The organism is Acinetobacter sp. V116_7 (genome assembly GCF_056735735.1).
Genome location: NZ_JBWZIF010000018.1, coordinates 26839 through 49193, shown reverse-complemented (window position 1 = coordinate 49193; position 22355 = coordinate 26839). Strand labels below are relative to the sequence as shown.

Here is a 22355-nt window from a genome sequence, read left to right as displayed (position 1 = left end):
GAATCAGAGTCGCTGTCAGAGTCAGAATCGCTGTCAGAGTCAGAATCGCTGTCAGAGTCTGAGTCGCTATCAGAGTCTGAGTCGCTGTCGGAATCAGAGTCGCTGTCAGAATCAGAGTCGCTATCAGAGTCTGAGTCGCTGTCAGAATCAGAGTCACTGTCAGAGTCTGAATCGCTGTCACTGTCAGAATCGCTGTCGCTATCAGAGTCAGAGTCAGAGTCAGAGTCGCTGTCGGAATCAGAGTCGTTATTTAAATTATTATTTTTATCATCACTATTATGTGCCCACCACAGAATTCCTGCTGCAGTTAATGGTACAGATAACCATGCCCATGGAGATGCAGCCCCATCATGATAAAGCAGCGGTTCGATACTATCGATATAATTATAAGTAATATGCTCTAATAATGCGCCATTATTGTCAGTAAACTGTACCCACAACAACTTATGATTATCATCTTCAAAAACTAAACTACTGTCGCTTGAATAGTTACTACCATTAAAGAAATCAATTATTACTATTTGTTCACCATTTTTTAAAGTAATAATTGCATTTCTACCGTCTTGTCTAATTTCAGAAACATCATCTTTATTTACTTTTATTAAAATAACTGATGCTTCGGAAAGAGAGACTGTATCCTTAGTCGTAGTTTCTAAGGTTTCATGACTTTCCTTAGAAACTACCCTTATTTCAGACATATTTATTCCCCTTCTCAGGATTATTTAATTAAACCAATCCAATTTAGAGCTCTTAAATTTTATGAAATAAGAAGAGCCCAAATTAAGGAATAAATTAGATAAAACAAAGGTCAACCTCAACACACAAAACAATTGTGAACATGAAATGCATCACAAAAAAAATAGCAAAAATAAGTTTATTTATTAACCAAAACAAAACTTTCAATATTAATTATTATTTTTCAAAGCATTAGAACTCAATTTAAATAAAAATATGATTTTAATATTTTTATGTTTTAAAACATAACCAATAAAAACCACATATTTAAAACAAGATATTATCTTTATTAATATCTATATGGCTTTAAATATTTTAAAACCATATAGATATATTTTTATTATCTTTCTCGTAACGCCTCTTTGGCTTTATTAAATGGTTTAAGTAAGTAATCCAGTACTGTTTTTTCACCCGTACGAATATCTACTGTTGCCACCATACCCGGTGTAATTCCAAATGCTTTACCTTCTTTATTATAAAGCTTGTCAGAATCAGTACGGATATAAACACGATAATAGAATTGGTCTTGTTTCACTTCATCACGAATTGTATCTGGTGAAATAACCGTAACCTTACCTTTTAAACCACCATAAATTGAATAGTCATAGGCAGTAATCTTAACCAATGCTTCTTGTCCCGGACGAATAAATGCAATGTCACGCGGCAAAATACGCGCTTCAATCAGCAACTGCTCATCAATCGGTACAATCGTCATCAATTTACCGTTTTGGGGAATAACACCACCATGAGTCGTAACTGCAATTTCTTTTACAACACCACGTACCGGTGCTTTAAACACCGCACGATCTAAACTGTCACTACGACCCAGCACGATTTGTTGTTGCGTTTCACTATCCGTATTTGCTTTCGATAACTCTTCACGAGCCTTAACATAATACTGGTTCTGCGCATCGTTCATTTTATTTTGCAAATCGTTTGCTTCACGACGTAAACGTAAAACTTCAACTTCACTTGCCGCACCTTTAGCAACTAACGGTTCTGTCATTGCTAGCTCTTGTTGCACCAGTTGCAAAGCCTGTTTTAAACCCGCAAGTGTTTGCTCAAGATTAGCTCTACGGGATGCATATAATGCTGTTTCTTCTTGTACAAGTTTTGGTTCTTTCATCACAATATCAGGAAAAACCAATGGCGTGCCGTTCACCTCGGCACGTAAGCGTGCTGACGTTGCCTGAGCCGAAGTAAGTAAAGATTTTGATTCACCCACATTCGATGCCAAACGGGTTGGATCTAGTTGCGCAAGAATTTCGCCTTTTTGAACAATGTCGCCTTCTTGTACATTGAGCTTGGTTAAAATACCGCCTTCTAAAGACTGAATCACCTGTTCTTTAGACGATGGAATCACTTTACCCGTACCGGTAGAAACTTCTTCAAGTTTAAATACCCATGCCCAGATAAAGAAAATAACCAAACCAATCCCCACAATCCAGATCACTAAGCTGGCACGTGGTAAAGGTGGCTCACTATAAGAGACATTCATTGAACGGGTGAGTTGTTGTTCTTGTTGTTGTTCGCTCATGAATTACCCCCTTGCACTTGTTTTTGTTGGGCTGTTGATTGATTAAGGACCTGATCTCTTGGACCGTCCATCACGATTTTGCCATCGTTAACGACAATAATACGGTCCACCAGTTCTAAAACAGCTCGGCGGTGAGTCGCAACGACCAAAGTACGATGCGCCAGCCATCCTTTTAAATGATCAATCAGTTGTTTCTCTGCCACATCATCAATGGCTGCTGTTGGTTCGTCTAACAATAAAATGTTAGGTTGACGAATCAATAGACGAGCCAATAACAATGCTTGTTTCTGACCACCCGAGAAACCAACGCCACCCTCTAAAATCAGGTGATCCAATCCTTCTTTTTTCTCTTGAACAAAAGGTAATGCGCCCGTCACCACTAAAGCCCGAAGAATTTCTTCATCGGTTGCAAGCGGAGCACCCAAAGTAAGGTTTTCACGAATCGTACCGTAGAAAAGATACGCATTCTGGTTGAGTAATCCCATATCACGACGTACATCAGATGGGTCAATTAAAGACAGATCCAAACCATCTAAATGCACCGAACCTTGAGTTGGGACTTGCATGCCAGATAGAAGCTGAAGCAGTGTCGATTTACCCGCACCATTACGCCCCAGAATTGCAATTTTTTCACCAGCGCGAATTTTTAAATGACGGATTGCCAAACTTGGTCTTGGGTCTTCTTCTCCATATTGGAACAAAGCATTTTTTAGTTCGTAATCACCATTTAAAGCAGCCTTATGTACCAGATGTGAACGGTCAGCCTGATCGATTGGACGTTGCATAAGCTCATCTAAACTTTGTTTTGCAACTTTCGCCTGCTGTAAACGTCCTAGAACACCTGTAATTTGTGCAATCGGCGCCAACATTCGTGAAGATAAAATTGAACAGGCTACTAACGCACCTGTAGTCATTTCACCATCCATCACCGCAAAACATCCCACCAAAACGACAAGTGCGTAGGTCAAACCTTGAATCTTTTGAGTCCATGCCATTAAGGTACCAACGATTTTACGTTGTCTCATACCAATGTCGGCTGAAACTTCATTCATATGGTTCCACTGGTTTTGGAAGCGTGATTCAGCACGTAAAAGCTTGATATCTTCAATACCCTGCACTGCTTCAACAAGAATGGCATTACGAATTGAAGATTCTCTCATACCCTCTTGTGCGAGTTGTGCTAGTTTTTTCTGCACGAGAACACCCGGCAAAAGCATAAGGGGTACAACCAGCAACATCACCCAAAACAATTTCCCGCCAATAATCGCAAAGATGGTCAGGAACAAGAAAAAGAATGGGAAATCGGCAATTGCACTAATGGTGGTTGAAGTCACCAGTTCACGAACACCTTCAAGCTCACGAATTTGGGAAATAAAACTACCTGTAGACTTTGAACGGTCTTTATTTCTGATGCGCAAGGCATGACCAAATACACGGTCAGAAACCCGTAAATCCGCACGTTTACCAATAATATCGGATAAATAAACTCTGGCTACACGTAAGGTAAATTCGAAAAGTGCCGCAATGAGTACACCGCCTGCAAGAACCCATAAAGTTGGAACAGACTGTGATGGAACAACGCGGTCATAGACCTGCATTGAGAAAACAATGGTTGCCAGCGCCAAGACATTGGCAATCAGTGAGGCAAACATAATATCAACGTAGCGCTTCCAGTCTCTCAGTACAATTGACCAGAACCAGCTTGCTTCATACGGTTTGATATATTCGTCAATACGCGCATCGGGAATAGAACTCTCAGGACGCAAGATATAAATATTTTTGAGCGTATCTTTTAAAGCACCTAAAGACACGTTCTGTGAAAGTCCCTGATCCCCACTAAACTGAATACTGACATTTCCTTGAGTATCAGCTTTATCAACAACACCGACCTGCCCGTCGTTAAACTCGACCATAACAGGCAGGCGCCACGGATTCAGCACATCTAATGAAAACGGTACTTTACGTAAGTTTAGTCCAACCTGACGCGTCATTAATTGCAAAACATCATCAAGGTTTTGATTCTGGTTCCAGTCAAGTTGTAAACGGATTCTTTCTTCTGAAGGCTCAATTCGATAATGTTTAGCAATCGTTAAGACCGCCTGTAACCAGGGCTGGTAGTTTATTTTTGTCATCATGGTTGTACTTCGAACCCCTGAATTGAAATATTATTTAAGCCATAAGCTTGGCGGGAACGTCCTGTTGCCGAAATATACTGAACAATACTGTTGTAGATGTCGTAACGTGCTGACTCAAGTTCTGAGTTGGCACTATGAATGGCCTGCTCCGCGTTCAGTAAGTCAACCAATGAACGCGTACCAAGCTTGTATTGCTCTTGATAAAGTTCACGTGTACGGACTGTAGTGGCTTGGCGATTGGCTAAAACCAACATTTGACGTTGTTTATTTTCAATTTGTTCACGGCTCGTTCTAATTTGATCCAGCACATCCAGATATACTGAATTGACCTGAGATTTAGCAGCCTCTTCAGCATAACTTGCCATTTTTACCTGAGAAGAAACGGCTCCACCTTGATAAAACTGACTGCTTGCTTCAAGCATGACTGAACTATATAGACCGTCGTCTTCATTATTGTTTGGGTTTCTGCCATTGATAGCTTGGCTCAAGGAACCTTTAACCGACAACGTTGGATAACGTGTTAAACGTGTCTGTTCCTTTTGTGCTTTAGCCACTTCAACACTGGCTTGAGCCGCGATCATTTTTGGGATGGTATTAAACTCAGGTTCGCTGTAGAGACCCGACTGTTTCACCAGATCATCAGGGATAACCCATATCTTATTAAAAACATCTACACCGACCAGAGTTCTTAGATGTTGCTGGTACTGACGCAATAAAGATTGTTGAGCAATTAGCGTCGATTGTGCAGATTCTAAATATGTTTGTGCCTGAACTGGATCAGCTTGGCTGCTAATACCGGCATTTGCACGCAAATTGGCAATTTCCTGAATTCGCTGAATACCTGCAATTTGCTGCTCGGCAATCTTATTTAATTGAAGATAGCGCTGAATATTGATAATCGACTGTGCAACATCAAGTGCAATATCATCAATACTGACCAGCACATTGGCCTGCTCGACTAGTACTTTGGCACGCTGAACCGAGACACCTGATTTGACTTTGCCAAAATCAAAAAGCATTTGAGTTGCGGATAACGTGAGTAATTGTCTTCCCCGCTCACCACTACTCAAGTCACCTGTAGTGATACCACCTGAAAGCTGTGGATAATAACCAGCCTTGGCATAATCAATACCTGCGTTTTGGCTCGCTAAAATTGAAATAGCTTGAGAAATATCAGGGTTTCGTTGAACTGCATATTGAATTGCATCAATTAAACTGACTTGATTGTTCCACATCGCAGTGGAAGTCGGTAAATAGTTCCCATCATTTCCTAGCCGTTGAAATTGGTTTTGATCGAACCCTAAATTACTTAATTTCTGGAAATCGACAGATCGGTAGCTTTCATCTGGCGTGGGCTTAAAGAGTTGAGAAACTTTTTTTGTTAAGCTTTTTCCCGAATTAACAGACGCGGTCTCTGCCTTTGTGATTGATATTGATACACCAGAAGCAATACAAAAATATAAAAAAAACTTCGTACCTGATTTGATTATAAGTTGTAAATCATTGTGGGGAAGAGGCAATTTACTCATTAGAAGATCTAATCTCTTGAAATATTTTAAAACAATCAAAAACTCATTTAAAATTATTAATTCCCATATCTTAAATAAATAATTTTCAGAATAATTTTCTTTGAAAAAAAATAAAGTGAAAAATAATTAATTTTCAAAAAAAACAACTAACTACTTAATTTTATTAAAATTTAAATTATTGAAATAGATTTAAAACACATAAATTTAAAACTTACCAAAACGATAAAACTCAACAACCAGAACAAAATTTTAAAATAAAAAAAACCTACCCCTTGGGGAAGTGGTAGGCTATAAACTCTAAAAAATCATATTATTAAAGATATATTATTTATTTAAAATCATCAATAATGATTAATTTAAATAAAATTAAAACATATGATTAAAAACATATAGAATTAATAAAAACCTTCTCTATCTCTTTTATAAAAAGAATACTTATCTTGCAAAAAAAAGGTGCCAATAGCAGCCCTTTTTCATATATGTATTCATAAAATGATGAGCTTTAAGTCAGATAGAAATATTCAAATACGGCCTTTTCAACTCGATGCTGTATAAAAAATAGAATAAATTCAAGATTATTAACATCTAAATCAATTAGTTTAGAAACAAAAAAATAATGAATCTATATTGTTAAAGCGTATTTAACAATAATCGAGATTCCAGATAGCAGTACAATGACATTAATAATTTTCAAGAATTGTTGTTTAGACAATTTGACTGTAATTCGCTTGCCAATGAATGCACCTATCAACATTGATGGGATAAACAGAAGCGCAAGTGAAAATAAGTTATCCGAAAAGTACACACCCGCTGTAGTAAATAGAATGACTCGAAAAACCGTACTGCACCCAATTAATGTAGTTTGAGTGACACGGATTTTTTCTGGGGTTTCGATTCGTCCATTGAGGTAAATCGCATATAAAAACCCACCGCTACCAAACATGGCTCCTAAGAAACCACCAGATAACCCAAAAGGAAAAACAAATTTTTTCTCTAGTTTTTTCTGTGGTTTAAAGCCGCTTAATGAGTAAATAGCATATAAAAGCGTAAATATGCCAAATGCTAGAAGTGCGTAACTTGCATTCACTCTCATCAGCAGTATAAAACCAAGAAAACTACCGACAAACATAAGTGGTATTAGGAATTTTAATTCAGAAAAGTCTGCCTTCTTACCATCTTTAATAACATTCGAAATGGCAGCGAACATATCTAGTAAGGCTAAAAGGGGAATAATTTGAGAGAGAGGTAAAAAGTTAAGTAATACAGGACTCGCAATTAACGCAGTTCCAAAACCCACCATTCCAAAAATAATATAAGAAAAAACTATTGTTATTAACATTATTGAAATTTGCAGCACTGAAAAATATTCTAAAAGATACATTTAAAATTCCATTTCTAATTTTTAAAAAATTCAAACTATACTAAAATATAAATTATCACATGAATATTAGACAATTTGATCAAATATTAAAATGTTTAAAACTCTTTGTTTGATTATTTCTTTGTTATGAAAATTTCGCTGTAAAGATAAATTTTATTATAAAAGGAAATTCAAGCAGGCTCCTGAAGTTCCTTGTTATAACTTATGCTTTGCATTTCCTGTAATCGTGAGTAAGTTCTTTGAAATTCAAATTTAAGCCTCTCACCTTTATATAATTGATTTAGTGGCTGTGAGGCAACAAAGTAGAGTTTGATTTTTTGATCATAAAGCTCATCAATCAAATAAATAAAACGTCTCACGGTATCATAAATTCTATCTGTTAGATCACCAATTCCACTGATTAGAACATAGTCATATTGCGTAGCGATCTCAATATAATCAGCTGGGCTTCTGGCTTCTCGGCAAATGGCTTCAAAGTCGAACCAAATCACGTTCTCATGACAAGATTTAACATCTACTGATCTGTGGTTGATCGTGATGCTCGTCTTGAGTTCTTTCTGGTTATTTGTAAGTTGCTGGTAAACCGAATGAAGCCATTGTTCTGATTCTTCATTTAATGGAAATCTATAGAACTCATCATTGGAGTTGCTTTCTTTTATAGTTCTATAATCTAGCTGATTACCGATCTTCAAGACTGTGCAATTCTTATTGATATGATCTATGGTCTCTAAAAATCTATCGCGATTTAAACCATCTTTATAAAGATCTTTCGGATCAATATTCGAGGTAGCAACCAATATCACTTTCTTTGAAAATAGCAGATTAAATAGATTTGAAAGTATCATTGCGTCGGCAACATTTGATACAAAAAACTCATCGAAGCAAATTAGTTTATAGTTGCTTGCTATGTCATTAGCGATCAGCGTTAAAGGATCCTTATTTCCCCGATAACCAATAAGTTGTTTGTGAACATCTTTTAGGAAATGATGAAAATGCACTCTCATTTTCTTTTTAAAATTAAGAGAGTTATAGAATAAGTCCATAATCCATGTCTTGCCTGTTCCTACACTCCCCCACATATATAGACCTTTAATCTGGGGACTAAAGAAATGATTAGACTGGGTTTCAAGTTTATTCCAAATCTCATCCAATGTTTCAATAGCTTGTCGCTGAGATGGGTCTGCAAGAACATCGCCATTATCAATCATGGAATTGTATATCTCGATTGGACTTTGACCCTCATGCTTAAGCATCTTCATTCCCTACGGTAGACAAGATTGTTGTTGAGTGCTTAATCATAATATCATTCATTATTAAAATTGCTGGGGAAAATAAGAGAACCAACTAAAACGGCTTGGCCTGCAATGCTAACGTGTAATATTGAATCTGTTTTCTCAACTGTTACTAAAACTCGCCCCGGTCTTTGTATGGCTAGACCTTGATATCCCCAATAAGTTACTTTCTGGTCACATTCGATTAAATCGTGATGAACAAGGTACGCTCCCGCTGGACCATTTGCATTACCAGTTACAGGATCTTCATTAATACCGATCGCGGGTGCGAACATTCGACCATAAGTAATAGGTTCTTGCTTACTACCTTCCAAGACGAATGGAAAAAAACCATTGCAGCCTATTTCAGCACTGATAGCTTTCAATTTTTCATTGTTCGGAGTTAATCCATCAAGTGTACTTCTGCTCAGCATGGGCACCATCACCTTGGAATGCCCCGTCGTGACAACTTGTATTGGCAAGTCCGCAAAATCACTCTCACTCACACCCAATGCGCTTGCAAGTTCACTTCGTTGACTCGCATTAAAAGGTGGTAAAAACTCTACGCGACCTTGAGTCATTTTCACCAATAATGCTTCTGGACTTCCAAATATTGAAACGGGTAAATGACCTGCCCCCGTTTTTGCAATTAATGGGTAGTCTGATTGGTGGCCCGTAGTTGCAAGTAAAAAATGAGTAGCGATCGTCGCATGTCCACAAATCGGTACTTCATTTGTAGGGGTAAAATATCGAACATGTATGTCATGGCTTTGATCTTTTGGGGATAAAACAAAGGCAGTTTCTGAATACCCTGCGAATGCAGCAATATCTTGCATCTCTTGAGTTGTAAGATGATTAGCATCTAAAACAACTCCTGCTCGATTTCCTGTATTTGGTTGGGTGGTAAATGCATCAACCACATAAATGGTCGTCATGGCAGAACTCCTCTGTTGTTAATATTGTGATCTCAGAAATAGCTCCTGCCATAACCAGAAAATCTTATTTAATTGCAGTAATGCATGTCGTAGCTCTAAAAGGTTTATAGTCGCCTTATATAATGAGTTTTGAATTCCTGTAGTGATTGTTTGAATTGTATAAATCTAAACATCGGGGATACTATAGTTTTTATTGCAAACGCATTTTTTAAATATGGAAAGGTATGAACTGGGACGATACTAAAATTTTGTTAGCTATTGGGCGAACTGGCGGGTTGAGCCGCAGTGCAAAATTACTTGGTATTAGTGTTTCTACCGTACATCGCAGAGCTGTTGAACTAGAGAAAAGTCTCAATGCGATTCTTTTTTCTCGAGACAGTGATGGCTATACACTCACCCATGTTGGAAAACATTTTTTTTCTTTGGCTGAAAAAGCAGAAGAGCATTTAATAGCGATGGAACGTTACAACGATCAAGGGCAACAATCATTGTTTCGCATTGCTTTACCTGAGTTAATCGGGCAACAGTTGCTTCAGTCAAAGCTAACAGCATTGCAACTGAAGCATCCAGATTTACAATTAGAAATCTCAACAAGTGTCGTTCCTGTTGATTTTTCCCGACGGGAAGCCGACATTATTCTTCGACTTGTGCGTCCAGAAAGCGGGCGTTACATTATTCGACGCCTTGGCCAACTGGAGTATGGGCTTTATTGTAGTAAAGATTATCTTGCCAATTTCAGAGGGCATGCTGAAACGGCTGATGATTTACTGAATCATCGTATAATCGGTTGGGACCGCAGCCTTCAATATACGTTCTTAGCACAATGGATGCGTGAACTCACCCAAGATGCAGCCCCTGCTTTGTCTTTTGATAACATGCATTCGCAACTACGAGCAGTCATTGAAGGACAAGGAATTACAGCTCTGCCTTGTTTTGTTGCACAGGCTTCTGGTTTAGCACCCATACTACCTAAGCAAACTTTAAAACAAGATGTGTGGCTAATGCGTCATTTAGATACTAAGGATAGTGACTATTCAACGTTGATTAGCGAAACAATTGAAAAAGAACTTCAAGAATATCTGTTGTGATAAACATTAACTTTTATTCTAATTTTGAGTTCAAAAAGAAATTTTAAGTTAAACCGAGTTATGCCTCACTCAAGTTATACAGAGTGATTTTTAGTCAAAATGATTGGCGAGAACTATCAAATCTGCTCATAAAAAAGCCGACTTGTGTCAAAATCGGAATTTTGTTTTTTTGTGGTAGATAAATACTCTTATTTTAAAAATCTTTTTAAATATGGTTTTGTATAAGCGCCATTATGTTAAATAGGCGGGAGATTTCATGGTGTATGGAGTTCTCATAAGAGATTTTATGTTAAATAGCCCCTCGATCTAGGGCTATTTTTTGAGGTTCCATTTAGGTTGTATCATGTTAATTTTAGGAAAATCTAAAAACCTAATTTATTTCTGATAGTTCCAAAATTGGAAAGTCATTGTACTTTCCAATTTTTCAAAATGTTGCTCTATTTCTATATACTTTTCTTTTGATAATAATCCTTTAGATACTTTCTCTCTACAGGTTTTTAATAACTCTCTTCTTTCTTTATAACGACTTTGGTTTAGTTTAATACCATCGATTTGAAGCTTACACATAGAGTTAAATATAGCCTTATATTTTTGGCAAAATACTATAAAGTCACGAACATCATTCGTTACATCAATCCAATTATTTTCTTTATCTGCGAGTCGATCAAAATTGCATGGTTTTACAATAGTATTATTTGGTATTCCTGTATTTTTAATTTTTAAGTCTAAAAATATTTTTCTTGCTAATTCAGAACAGTACGAAAAATTTTTTCCTGGATTCTTTTTAGGTTTTATCTTATATGGCTGCATCAGATAGAAAGCGCATGCTTTTAAAATATTATCATAGTGGGTTTCATTAACTTCATTGAATCTAATAACCCTCCAATTGGGCTCAACATCGGCTAGTACATCCATAACAGATCTCATACTAACACCTACTTTCGGTATAGCATCTACGCATACAAGTTCCGATTGAACTATTGCTACGTGGCTTGATACTGCTTTGAAATAAACAGGTTTTTGGGATGCAACTAGTATTTTAGATTGGGTAGAGACACCCGTCATCAATATAATATCGCCAGGACGTAGAATTTTATTAACATTAAATTTGGCTAATTCTTGTGTTACTTCATTATCATTGCCTCTGACAAAATCTTTATAAACAGCAAGTTGCTCTTCAGGAATATTTGCAACTTTCGCTAAAAAATTTAATTCTTGATCTGAAGATCCTCTGATTTTATTTAATAAAGCTTCTGATTCAGTTTCCGAGTTCATTACTCTAAATATATCCGCAGCAGCGACATTTCTAGCATGTTCTGCTAACTGAGTATAAATATTGTTTGGCTTTCGGTTACTAGTATCAATCATAATAATTCCACATTTAAATAAATATAAATAGTTGAAAATTATATTTTTATTAATGATAAAATAATACAGTCATACTAATCTATATACAAAATTATGATTGAAAGTCAACCCACTCAACAAACTGAAGATGATTCTGAAAGAAATCATATACCCGATAACAAGAAAAGTTTTCTAGACAATCTTGGAAAAGTAATTCAAGCAACTTTTATAAATCCTCTCTCAACGAAACTTGGAGAGTTTTGGATTGTTACTTACATAGTAGCTCTAGCCCTTTCAGCCTTATTCGCATTATTTTCTTATATATTCTCTACATTACTAGGTCCTACACAGATACAAGCTATTGTTTCTTTAAGTCCTAGTACACTCGAATTCTTAAATAGATGTTTTAATTTAATTCTGTATATGGTTCCAGCATTTTTAATGTCTGCACTAGGATCATATACAAGAATTCTCTTATCAGATTACAGCATGAATGTTATCAAATGCTTCAAATTAATTGTGGGATCTGGTTTTTTTGGTATAGCTACTTTATTAGGTATACAAAGTGGAATATTTTTTGATCTATTAATAGGACATGGATCTAATATTTCTCAATTAGTAACAGTCAGTGAACAAGCAAATGAAAAAACTTTCTATAAGATAATTTTACTTTGTTTTTTAACAGGAATGTTTTCTACTGTAATTTTCATTACGATAGAAGAAAAACTTAGGTTACTTTCTAAAAAAGTAAATGAAGATAAATAATTTTCCGTACAATTCTTATCTATGTAAAATGATAGGCGTTATGCAAAATTAAAAAAGGGAGTTGATAACTCCCTTTTTTATCGATGATTTTTACGTTCATTTAGCATTGCTTCACGTAGAATTTTGTTCAAAAGTGAGATCCCTGACCTTAATGCTAATTCGCGATATTGATATGAAACAATCTATAGTTTGACCTGATATCTTTAGAATTAGATTTAAATAAGTTAAAATAATTCATAACCTTAAGCTAAATTTGTTATTTTTATATGAAATACATTATAGATATATCTAAATTAAAGAAATTTGATATTGTTCTTACACGCAGTAAGCATCTTCGCTCTAAAGCAATTCGTTATTTTAGTGAAGGCGATTATTCACATGCATTAATTTGTGTATCTGATTTCTCTTTAATCGAAGCTACCGTTAAAGGTCGAGTATTTTCAGAAAATCCTCAAAGATTGATATTTAAAAATATAGATGATTGTAAAGTTCTTCGTTATAACGGTACTTTGAATCAAGAAGATCAATCACAAATAGAACTTTTTTTGCGTTCACAAATTTCAACCTTATATTCTATTAAAGAGGCAGTTAGAACAAAAAAATATGAAACAACAGATGAGGAAGCTCAAGAAGCAGGACAGTTTTGTTCTCGTTTAGTTGCTCAAGCTTTTAATCACGTAGATATAAATTTGGTAACTAATCCTAATTATTGTTCACCTGAAAATTTAAATTCTTCAGAGCTGCTTGAAACCGTACCTGACATTATTCGTATAGCAACTGAAGAAGAAATTGCTTTTTCTAAGACAAAAAGCCAAATCAAAGAGAACCAAATCCAAAATTATTTATGGCTAGATAATGTCGTAAATTTAGCTAAAAAAGAGAAATTTATTATTTTAAATCAAGATGATGTTGGTTTGTTTTTAATAAAACATCCTCAATATGATAAACAAGTATGTAAGTTTATAAAAAATACTAATTATTTAGGACAATATAAACAAGATGAAGTTGTTAATCCCCCTCGATATAAATATTCTTCTAGTGCTTCTCTAGATATTTTGACTGAATTAAAAATTAATCATAATGTAATTAATAGACATTTAATAAGTTATGCACGATCGTGTGATAATTATCATAAGACTAAACTTAATTATTGTTTATTATTGAAAAACTTATATAAGAACTTATTGCAACAGGGTAATACGAGACTGAATGTTCTGATTCGTTATATAAATAGAGAGCTGCTTATAGGAAATGGAAATAAAGAGGAACTATCCGAACTTGTTGAAGAAATCCAAAGTCTACAAAAAAATATTAGAAAGATTTTCATGCAAGATGGCCATAAAGAATATCTGTAAAAGTTTAGATATTCTAAAATTAACATAATACGCCTTATGCGAAATGTAATTTTTTATCTGATATAAATCATAGTCTTATTTTTTAATAAAAAGCCCAATTCATAGTGTTTGGGCTTTTTTAATGATTTGTCACGTTTTGTGATTACTTATTAATCAATTTTCCATAATTTCATGTAATCTCTCTTAATTCTCAAGCACACAAATATTCAATTTTCTAAATAGTTATAAGATGACTCACTGCCCTTATCGTACACATAAGCTTAAGTAATTCGAGTATCTAATGCATCTTCCAAAAAGTTTATCACATCTATATGCTCTTCATAATGACGTAGGTTGTGACTTTTTTATTCTATAATCACACAGTTTATGTCGCAAAATAATGTCATTGAGAATCACAATGACGATTAACATATTGCTTTTACATATAGCAAAATGATAAGTGATGTGTCGTCTTATGATCAGACTCAAAAAAAAAGCCGCTTTACTAGAGCAGCTTTTTTATTTTTCTACAAATAATATCTTAAAGAGAAATCACTTAAATCTAGAAATTTCAAAATTCAATCGATATGTCATAAAATTTATTAAGCATGCTTCTCGAATTCTTTTTCTAAACAGTTCTTGAAAATAGGGGTTTGTTAAAAAAATACCCAAGGCAACAATTAAATATACAATAGACTTATTTTCGATCTGAAGTACCTTTAAAAGTTCAGAAAAGAACTCATCCACTAAGTTAAAATAAGTTGAAGTTATTAGAGAAACAAATAAATAAAAAAAAATACGATAAAAATTTCTTTTATACATAACTATTTCTCCCATAAATTATTCTAAGCGTATAAAAAATATAGCATAGTTAAAAAACATTACCCACAAAGATGAATAATATTTAAAAATTTTTCTATAACAGTGGCCTATGGCCGTTAGCTTAAACCCAAATAACCAAATACAGCTTTTTCAACTCGCTGTTGTAAATGGTTTAAATCACTTTCCCCTGCTATGCCTGCCGAGTTAATCATTCCTTTACTTAAAGCAATTACATCTTGTGCGGCTAACTGTGCATGTGAAATACCAGAGCGTATAAACAGGTCAGAAATTATGGTTTCAAGCTCGTGTTGAAGCTCACTTTCTTCAATGTCTTTTCCAATTATTTCGGAAGCAAATTCTAAAGTTCGTGCTAACTGTGGGCGGCTCAATTGATGCTGCACAGCAGCGTCTATGACGAGTTTTAATTTTTCTTTTAGGTCTGTAGCGTCATTTTGCTCTATGGCTTCAACAATACGATTTGAAAGTTTAGTGCGCTCACGTCGAATTAGCTCGACAATTAAGGCATCTTTAGATGGAAAGTATTGATATAGGCTACCAATGCTTACACCAGCAAGTTCAGCCACGGCATTTGTGTTAAATCCAGCAAAGCCTAAAGACTCCAAAATGCGAGCAGCCGCCTCTAAAATAGCTTCAAAGGTAGCCACTGAACGTGCTTGACGCGGACGTTTACGTGGGTCTGGAAGTGTTTCTGACATGAGCCGAAATGCGAGTATTTAATGTGAGTAATCACTCATATACTGACTGAGTCATATTGATATGACAAGCAAATACTGTCTTTTCAGTTGAGCTTCAACTCGACCCAGTCATGGAGTGGTTATGTCTAGAACCTATACTTTTTTTATTCATTTAAGAGCTTTGCCAGCTTGGTTGGCGTTACCTCGTGAAAAGCGGGCTGAGTTTAGTGCACAGAAGCTTGAACCTATTTTTGAGAAGTACCCGACTGTAAAAATTCGATGGTATGACGTTGAAGCGTTTAGTACTAAAGCCAGTGATATTGCTGTGTTTGAGACGACATCTCTGCAAGATTATTATTTTGTGATTGATGCGATTCGAGACTCTGAATTTTGTACAGTGCCCTACTTTGAGTTTGTAGAGATTATTCCTGCAATTGAAGATGGGTATGTGGAGTATGAAAAAACTTTATAGATGTTATTGGTATTCTATTTATATTCACACGACCAGATAGATAATCTGGTCTTAATTATTATTTCTAAATAAAAAATTTTATCTATTTTTAACAATTCGTAAAGAATCATCAGAGGAACACTTATACCGTATATCTACAGAAAAATCAGAATTAATATAAACAAATATTTCTGACATTAAATCTAAATTCAAATTAAAATTAAAGCTACCAACAACTTGTGCTTTCCTAGAAATTAAATATGTAATACTATCTATATTAAGCAACTTAATATTCGTAAACATATAATCCAATGGATCTATCTCTTTCCAATTAACATATATATTTCGAAGGATTCTATCTTCTTTTTCTAATAATGTATTCTTGATATTAGAAGCAAAATTTTTGAGTATCTGTGTATTTTCTTGACCAAAAGTATCAATAAAGCTATCAAAGTCAGCTTGATTCAACCACTTGAGTAATTTCCCAGCGCTTGGAAAGTTTATAAAGCGAGAAATTTCATTTGCTTTAACTCTAGATTTCAAACCTAATCCTATTAAAAATAAAGCATTCCTATCTAATACACCATATTCAAAAACTTGACTAATATAATCAAATGTAGACTGTTCAATTATATACTCAGAAAGTAAACTACATCTTGCCTTAAAGAATTCAATAGCCATTATAAAGTTGTAAGAAATATTTTTTTCAATAAAATCAACTGCCACATCAACATCAAAGCCTACTAAATAATTAAGACCATTCAACCAATTGTATAATATTTTATCCCAATGCTCTGGAATTTTCTTAGGAGTGAATTCAGATATAGAAAAAACTAACTCAGCAAGTTGAATTAATTTTTTACTCAAAATTGAGTAATTAAACTCATCCACAATTAGCAAAGTATCTATTTCATTAATTTTATTTAAAATATCATTAATAATTTTATCATTATTATTAATTGTATCTAAGCTTACTCCAGAAAAGTATAATTGTTGCCTTGAGCTATAAGTAGTAGTTTTCCATAAATATTCTGAACGTTTTTGTACAAATGATTTAATCAGCATTTGCTTTTCATTTGAAAGATGTCTAATTTGCTTATAAAGAAAGGAGTTCTTTAATAAAATATCAACAAATTCAGCCACATTTTCTATAGCAACCTCTTCATCTCCAACTAGATTTATTATTGAATAATCCAATAAACCCAGATATTCTTTCCATTTCACGTTAGCTTCCGTCACGGCATCCTGATTTTCAAAAGCGACTTGAGGGAAATCAAAGGCATAATTTGAATTAACAATATATTCATAAATAGTATAAATATTATTTTCTTTTAAACTATTAGCGATTCTCAAAATTAATTGAACTATTAATAATCCTAAGCCGCTATTTAATGTTAGTTTATCTTTATCACGTATTAATGAATTCCAATTTTTCGTTTTACTAAGGATATGTCCATAGTTCGGAAATAGAACAATTCCCTGTAAATCGACAAACGATCTTCCCGCTCGACCAATAACATTTCTGAATTCAGATGATGGAATAAGTTGCCCTGCACGAAAAATAGAATTAAACAATACAATATTTGCTTGTAAATTTAGTCCTTGTGCTAAAGTTGGAGATGAGATGATTAAGCTAACACGAGAGTGTTTAATTAAAAGCTCTATCGCTGTACGGTAATCTTTTGGTAGCCCTCCATGATGTATTACAATTCCAAGCTTTAAACACAGTATTGCTATATGATTTTCTCCTAATAGTTCTTCACCTTGGCTTAAGGCAGAAAAGTAATAGGGGCTTTGAATTTTACCAAGATCAAAATTTAAATAATTGAGATCATGAATTTTAATTAATCTTTTAGCTAAGGAATTTACTGATTTTTTTTCTGGGCAATAGATAAGGATACTTTGTTTATCATTAATATATTTATGTGCAGCCGTGAGAGTTAGGTCTTGAGAATTATTTGGAAAATTAACTCTTGATCTTACTAATCTTTTTTCAATAAATTTAGGGATAAATGGATTTTGCTCACCTATTGTAAAATCTAATCTATAGCTATTTGATTCATTAGTACCATATATTTCCCCAAAACGCAGATCTGTTGGTCTCCAATCTGAACTAATTGCTTTTCCTTCACTTGGATGGCTTATCCAATCAACGAAATCATCTAATTCAGATCCACTAGGTAAAATAGCAGATAAGCAGACGATTCTTCGTAAGTTAGAGTCAGGTCTATTAAGTAAGTTTTGCACTAAAACTTCAAATTTTATTTCCCTACCTCCAAGCCCTAACATATGGCCCTCATCTAAAACAACTAAGCCCACATCATTTAATAAAACAGGATCATTTTTTAAGATAAAGTCTAATTTTTCAGGTGTTCCTATTAAAATTTCACTATCTTCAAACTGGTTTTTCTGGAAACCATATAAGCTCTGCCCCCCATAAAGCGATGAAACCTTAATATCCATATCTTTAAATGTATTCATTAATGTAATTTCTGTTTGAACAGAAAGAGCTCTCAAAGGTGTAATAAAAATAACTTTTTTATTTTGTGATAATGCTCTTAAAATACATAACTCTGCAATCCTAGTTTTGCCAGAACTTGTTGGCAAAGATACAATTAAATTTTCTGAATCATTTATTGCACTTTTTGCTCCTTCAATTTGTGAAGGCCATAAATCTATCTCTGCATTCTTCTTTTTAAGTAAGTTTTTAATAAATTTATATCTTAATTTTGACCAATTCGTGTCATTATCCCTAATAGGTAGAATATGATGATATGTTTGAAACCATAAATCTCTCAATAGGTACTTAGTTATTCTAAAAATCCACCATTCTTCTAGAAAATTATATTCCTGACTAATTGAAATATTTAAACTAAGATTTTTTTCAATATTTTCAATGACTTTTCCCGACCCTACCTCTAAAGCATCTAAAAACTCATATAAGGATTCTAAATATATATTAATTAGACTGAGATTAATAAAATTCAAATTTGCAGAAATACTATCCATTGCTGAATCTTTTGAATCTACTTCAAGATTTGCCAATCTATCTAAATCTTTTTGATTCTCTTGTTTCCAAATTGGAATATTTTGTGTTAATTGTTTTAAATCTCTTGTAATAAGAAAACTTAGTGCTTTTTCTAAAATATTATGTGCATATAAATCATTATATTTTTTCAATAGACTATAAGCTTTAGCTGAATAGTGTGCTAAATGATATGCTGATGCAGAGAGAAGTATATGAAATGATCGCTGAGTATAATCTTCTTCCCCATTATTAACTACTACCATTAATGCAATAGCAGCTTTTTCAAAAGCCTGTAATCTCAATTCAACATCACCATTTTTCTCAGTGCTTTTTATAGCAAGAGATAAAAGTGCATACCCATATGTTAGTAAATCATAAGATAGATCTTCAGAAAAATGAGGAGCATTTTCTGGCAAGATACCATCCTTCCAAATCATAGATCTAGATAAACCTCGATCAAGTAATCTACCTTTAAAATCAGGTTCTAAATTTTGTTTAATTAGTAAATCAATTTGTTCATTATTCATAGTTTTTATTTAAACCAAAAAATATTTCATTTATTAACTCAGCATGTTTATCTACTTTAAGCCCAATAGAAATTTGAGGATAATTTCCCTTATAATTATCAAATGCTGTCTTTTGAAGAAGATTTGGATTAGATTTAGTTAAGACAAACAATAAGTGCTTAACATCACTATTTTTTATAGATTTTTTATAGATAAACGTTTCAAGTTGCTGTGCTATATCATCATTTCCGATTTCATATGAACGTTCAATTATAAAATCTATGGAATGAGGAGATGGTCTCCCATCAAATGAATCTAGTTCTTCACGTGCTTCCACTAAAGTAGCTGTGCTTAAACTTTTTGCAGATTTGGATTCGCATTTAATAAATTTAATATTATCTTCTTCAAATTTAAGAGCAATTACATCATCTCCTCTCATTGCCATATCTTTATGGTCACGCCATTGGAGTTTTCTGATAGGCAAAAAGTAATTTAAATGTTCTTCTATATATATACTTGAGATAACCTCACCTACATCTCCTGATCGAATTTGACGTGAATTAGGAAATTTCAATTTAAGCTTTTCGTAAGCTGCTGCTTGCCCTAGAAGATTCAGAGTTCTTTGGAATGATCGTGATGCTAAATAATACTCTGGTAATTTAGAAATTAATAAATCTCGCAACGTATTAAAATGAGAATCCTGTAAAACAAGTACTCTAAATATATGTTGATCAACAGTTGTTTCGGTTTTCTCACATAAGCTTTCAATCATAACCCACCCGAAAATAATTAATTTAATTAATAACTACCGAACACAACTAAAACTCAAAAATCCATTAAAATTAAATATATAAAATAATATAAATAGTCAAGCTAATAAGACTAAATACTTATCAAGTTTTAACCTATATTAGCTATATAAACAAAATTTCTCATTAAGGAAATTTCTCGAAATATAGGATCAAATTTAACTAAATAACTTTACCCCTTTATCCCTTCCCCCAAAACTTCTCCAACACCACATCCCGTTCATCCAAACTATTTGAACTCAACACTTGTAGCATCAAGCCATCAATCAGGTTTAAAACCATGTTGGCATCGGGATTAAATGCATTGGTTTCTAGACTAAAGACCAGATCAAAAAGCTCTCGAAGTAGCCATTTCCGATATTCAACAGCCATGCGGTAAGCCGTGGGATAAAGCTGTTTTATTTCAAAAATCGCTTTAAATAACAGGTGGTAAAGGCTATTTACATCGACATGTAAACGCACAATTTCTTTAAGTTTATCGCTTGGTTTTGAGTAGCGGTGTGAATAGACAATTGCCAGCACTTCTTCTTTCAGTCGGCTTTTTTGAAAGCTTATGCATGTTTCAACCAGCTTTTCTTTCGAGTGAAAGTAGTTATAAAGCGTGGCTTTTGGAATTTTAGTTTCTTTGGCAATCAGGTCTACGCCCGTGTTGTGAAATCCATAGATGTTAAATAGATCTATTGCACTATGAATAACTTTTAATTTTTTTGAAGCCGTTTCTAAAGTTGGCATAGTTTTACCATTATAAAAATAGGTTGTTATGTCTGGCTGAGATAAAAAGCCTGTGCCCTTTCTGGGAGAAAAAAAGGCACAGCAAAGCCGTAAGACGGTGCTTGGCACATCTCAAGTTTTATTGTTGATATAAGTTTTTAGCCGTAATGACTTAAAGTCTGAAAAGCGGTTAAGCCTTCAAACTGTTTAAAGATGAATTAAGTGGTGTCGTTATAGCTTTTGGCAATGAGTGCCAAAAAATGATGGATGTGCATAGCCAACTCCTGATTTTGGGAGTTCTGCCAAAGCATTCATTTGGAATTATGGTGGCAGAACGAAAGAGGGTTGACAGACTGGCCTTAAGAACCCAGCACACCCGAAGGTGTCCCCCTTCCGTCCTACCGCTACAAAAAGGGAGACGAACAGGTCTACATCAAAAAAATGACTTTTTTCAATGCTCTTAAGGACGGCCTGTCAAAGCCGGCTGGCAATGTGGCCAGCACGCAAAGCATAATCCGAGAGTTTAGAGGTGTCAATGTAGCTTTTATGACAAGTATTTAAATTTATTATTATTTTTCATTAGATTAACTTAATTATTATTTTAGATATTATATTTAATTATATTTTTAAGTTGAGTGAAGCGATCCATGCTTATTGATTTCTATCTTTTAACTTTTAGTGTAAGAGTGCACAGAGGAAAGTCAGTTTAGACAATTTCCGTCTGCCCTACTTGGTGATAAGCACGATTAAAATAAACCAAGCTTTGATCATGCTGGCTTTGTTTAATCGCAACAATCGGACAAATAAGAATGGTGTGTGTGCCGACTTGTTGAATTTGTTCAATCTCACAATCGAAACTGACCAAAGCATCGTCTAACACAGGTGAACCTGTTTCTAACTCAATCCATTCACCATGTTTAAAGCGCTCTTCTGGCGTGAGCTTAGATGAAAATGCTTTTGAAATATGTTCGTGGTGTGCGCCTAAAACATTCACAGTTAAGATTTTGTTATCTAGGAAATGTGCATGTGAACTCGCAGATTGGTTCATACACACCAATAATGTCGGAGGTGTGTCAGTCACACTACAAACAGCAGAGGCAGTAAATCCAAAACGGCCAGACATGCCTGCCGTAGTCACAACACTAACCGCACTTGTGAGTAAAGACATTGCATTTCTAAAGTCTGTTGCTTGAACCATGACATTATTCCTAAATTGAATCGTACCTTGTCCTGAGTGTTTGCTATACCGCCCAACTCCATCAGGAAGGTACTTTAT

18 protein-coding genes are annotated in these 22355 nt (G+C 34.3%); 4 read left to right on the top strand and 14 right to left on the bottom strand.

From position 1 onward, the window contains the following. The 7 genes from AC1PJP_RS08250 to AC1PJP_RS08220 all read right to left on the bottom strand — a co-directional run. A partial coding sequence (locus AC1PJP_RS08250) for a BapA/Bap/LapF family prefix-like domain-containing protein (protein WP_479766803.1) occupies positions 1-698 on the bottom strand: 698 nt, incomplete at its 3' end. Between the two features lie 377 nt (positions 699-1075). After that, positions 1076-2272, bottom strand: a complete 1197-nt coding sequence (locus AC1PJP_RS08245; RefSeq protein WP_479766802.1) for a beta-barrel domain-containing protein — start codon at positions 2270-2272, stop codon at positions 1076-1078. Further along, positions 2269-4407 carry a type I secretion system permease/ATPase gene (locus AC1PJP_RS08240; RefSeq protein WP_479766801.1) on the bottom strand — a complete coding sequence of 713 codons (2139 nt, stop codon included), beginning with the start codon at positions 4405-4407 and terminating at the stop codon, positions 2269-2271. The genes AC1PJP_RS08245 and AC1PJP_RS08240 overlap by 4 nt, the downstream gene beginning before the upstream one ends. Continuing rightward, positions 4404-5936, bottom strand: coding sequence for a TolC family outer membrane protein (locus AC1PJP_RS08235; protein WP_479766800.1), 1533 nt, complete (start codon positions 5934-5936; stop codon positions 4404-4406). The genes AC1PJP_RS08240 and AC1PJP_RS08235 overlap by 4 nt, the downstream gene beginning before the upstream one ends. Positions 5937-6558: 622 nt before the next feature. Next, the gene (locus tag AC1PJP_RS08230) at positions 6559-7317 is read right to left on the bottom strand and encodes a sulfite exporter TauE/SafE family protein (protein ID WP_479766799.1); all 759 of its coding nucleotides are present in this window, start codon (positions 7315-7317) and stop codon (positions 6559-6561) included. Positions 7318-7487: 170 nt separating this feature from the next. Then, the gene (zapE, locus tag AC1PJP_RS08225) at positions 7488-8570 is read right to left on the bottom strand and encodes a cell division protein ZapE (RefSeq protein ID WP_479766798.1); all 1083 of its coding nucleotides are present in this window, start codon (positions 8568-8570) and stop codon (positions 7488-7490) included. A 50-nt stretch (positions 8571-8620) separates the two neighbouring features. Further along, the gene (locus AC1PJP_RS08220) at positions 8621-9523 is read right to left on the bottom strand and encodes a PhzF family isomerase (RefSeq protein ID WP_479766797.1); all 903 of its coding nucleotides are present in this window, start codon (positions 9521-9523) and stop codon (positions 8621-8623) included. A 224-nt stretch (positions 9524-9747) separates the two neighbouring features. Between AC1PJP_RS08220 and AC1PJP_RS08215 the strand changes: the two genes are divergently transcribed. Then, positions 9748-10611, top strand: a complete 864-nt coding sequence (locus AC1PJP_RS08215) for a LysR family transcriptional regulator (RefSeq protein ID WP_479766796.1) — start codon at positions 9748-9750, stop codon at positions 10609-10611. 375 nt (positions 10612-10986) lie between these two features. On the opposite strand, the gene AC1PJP_RS08210 is transcribed toward AC1PJP_RS08215, so the two are convergent. Further along, complete coding sequence (locus AC1PJP_RS08210; protein ID WP_479766795.1) at positions 10987-11979, bottom strand: hypothetical protein; 993 nt, start codon at positions 11977-11979, stop codon at positions 10987-10989. Positions 11980-12072: 93 nt separating this feature from the next. Between AC1PJP_RS08210 and AC1PJP_RS08205 the strand changes: the two genes are divergently transcribed. Then, on the top strand, positions 12073-12723 hold the full coding sequence (locus AC1PJP_RS08205; RefSeq protein ID WP_479766794.1) for a hypothetical protein: 651 nt from the start codon (positions 12073-12075) through the stop codon (positions 12721-12723). Positions 12724-12989: 266 nt separating this feature from the next. After that, positions 12990-14078, top strand: a complete 1089-nt coding sequence (locus tag AC1PJP_RS08200) for a hypothetical protein (RefSeq protein WP_479766793.1) — start codon at positions 12990-12992, stop codon at positions 14076-14078. 531 nt (positions 14079-14609) lie between these two features. On the opposite strand, the gene AC1PJP_RS08195 is transcribed toward AC1PJP_RS08200, so the two are convergent. Together AC1PJP_RS08195 and AC1PJP_RS08190 are read right to left on the bottom strand one after the other, a co-directional pair. Beyond that, positions 14610-14879, bottom strand: coding sequence for a hypothetical protein (locus tag AC1PJP_RS08195; RefSeq protein WP_479766792.1), 270 nt, complete (start codon positions 14877-14879; stop codon positions 14610-14612). Positions 14880-14995: 116 nt separating this feature from the next. Further along, the gene (locus tag AC1PJP_RS08190; protein ID WP_479766791.1) at positions 14996-15595 is read right to left on the bottom strand and encodes a TetR/AcrR family transcriptional regulator; all 600 of its coding nucleotides are present in this window, start codon (positions 15593-15595) and stop codon (positions 14996-14998) included. Between the two features lie 121 nt (positions 15596-15716). Here AC1PJP_RS08190 and AC1PJP_RS08185 point away from each other — a divergent pair, with 121 nt between their 5' ends. Further along, the gene (locus AC1PJP_RS08185; protein ID WP_479766790.1) at positions 15717-16046 is read left to right on the top strand and encodes a darcynin family protein; all 330 of its coding nucleotides are present in this window, start codon (positions 15717-15719) and stop codon (positions 16044-16046) included. Between the two features lie 78 nt (positions 16047-16124). Here the strand turns inward: AC1PJP_RS08185 and AC1PJP_RS08180 are convergent, their stop codons facing one another. From AC1PJP_RS08180 to AC1PJP_RS08165, 4 genes are all read right to left on the bottom strand, one after another. Further along, positions 16125-19580, bottom strand: a complete 3456-nt coding sequence (locus AC1PJP_RS08180) for a DEAD/DEAH box helicase (protein ID WP_479766789.1) — start codon at positions 19578-19580, stop codon at positions 16125-16127. Further along, entirely contained in the window at positions 19573-20331 is a 759-nt protein-coding gene (locus tag AC1PJP_RS08175) for a Hachiman antiphage defense system protein HamA (protein WP_005302946.1), read from the bottom strand. Before AC1PJP_RS08175 ends, AC1PJP_RS08180 begins: the two co-directional genes overlap by 8 nt. 217 nt (positions 20332-20548) lie before the next feature. Beyond that, positions 20549-21100 (bottom strand): TetR/AcrR family transcriptional regulator, encoded by a 552-nt coding sequence (locus AC1PJP_RS08170; RefSeq protein ID WP_479766788.1) that lies wholly within the window; start codon positions 21098-21100, stop codon positions 20549-20551. A 685-nt stretch (positions 21101-21785) separates the two neighbouring features. Further along, the gene (locus tag AC1PJP_RS08165) at positions 21786-22277 is read right to left on the bottom strand and encodes a flavin reductase (RefSeq protein WP_004794389.1); all 492 of its coding nucleotides are present in this window, start codon (positions 22275-22277) and stop codon (positions 21786-21788) included. Between the last annotated feature and the right edge of the window lie 78 nt (positions 22278-22355).

Excerpts from the sequence above, each read along its gene's own strand:
- AC1PJP_RS08245 (WP_479766802.1), bottom strand. The coding sequence starts at position 2,272 with ATGAGCGAACAACAACAAGAACAACAACTCACCCGTTCAATGAATGTC.
- AC1PJP_RS08240 (WP_479766801.1), bottom strand. The coding sequence starts at position 4,407 with ATGATGACAAAAATAAACTACCAGCCCTGGTTACAGGCGGTCTTAACG.
- AC1PJP_RS08235 (WP_479766800.1), bottom strand. The coding sequence starts at position 5,936 with ATGAGTAAATTGCCTCTTCCCCACAATGATTTACAACTTATAATCAAA.
- AC1PJP_RS08230 (WP_479766799.1), bottom strand. The coding sequence starts at position 7,317 with ATGTATCTTTTAGAATATTTTTCAGTGCTGCAAATTTCAATAATGTTA.
- zapE (WP_479766798.1), bottom strand. The coding sequence starts at position 8,570 with ATGCTTAAGCATGAGGGTCAAAGTCCAATCGAGATATACAATTCCATG.
- AC1PJP_RS08220 (WP_479766797.1), bottom strand. The coding sequence starts at position 9,523 with ATGACGACCATTTATGTGGTTGATGCATTTACCACCCAACCAAATACA.
- AC1PJP_RS08215 (WP_479766796.1), top strand. The coding sequence starts at position 9,748 with ATGAACTGGGACGATACTAAAATTTTGTTAGCTATTGGGCGAACTGGC.
- AC1PJP_RS08210 (WP_479766795.1), bottom strand. The coding sequence starts at position 11,979 with ATGATTGATACTAGTAACCGAAAGCCAAACAATATTTATACTCAGTTA.
- AC1PJP_RS08205 (WP_479766794.1), top strand. The coding sequence starts at position 12,073 with ATGATTGAAAGTCAACCCACTCAACAAACTGAAGATGATTCTGAAAGA.
- AC1PJP_RS08200 (WP_479766793.1), top strand. The coding sequence starts at position 12,990 with ATGAAATACATTATAGATATATCTAAATTAAAGAAATTTGATATTGTT.
- AC1PJP_RS08195 (WP_479766792.1), bottom strand. The coding sequence starts at position 14,879 with ATGTATAAAAGAAATTTTTATCGTATTTTTTTTTATTTATTTGTTTCT.
- AC1PJP_RS08190 (WP_479766791.1), bottom strand. The coding sequence starts at position 15,595 with ATGTCAGAAACACTTCCAGACCCACGTAAACGTCCGCGTCAAGCACGT.
- AC1PJP_RS08185 (WP_479766790.1), top strand. The coding sequence starts at position 15,717 with ATGTCTAGAACCTATACTTTTTTTATTCATTTAAGAGCTTTGCCAGCT.
- AC1PJP_RS08180 (WP_479766789.1), bottom strand. The coding sequence starts at position 19,580 with ATGAATAATGAACAAATTGATTTACTAATTAAACAAAATTTAGAACCT.
- AC1PJP_RS08175 (WP_005302946.1), bottom strand. The coding sequence starts at position 20,331 with ATGATTGAAAGCTTATGTGAGAAAACCGAAACAACTGTTGATCAACAT.
- AC1PJP_RS08170 (WP_479766788.1), bottom strand. The coding sequence starts at position 21,100 with ATGCCAACTTTAGAAACGGCTTCAAAAAAATTAAAAGTTATTCATAGT.
- AC1PJP_RS08165 (WP_004794389.1), bottom strand. The coding sequence starts at position 22,277 with ATGGTTCAAGCAACAGACTTTAGAAATGCAATGTCTTTACTCACAAGT.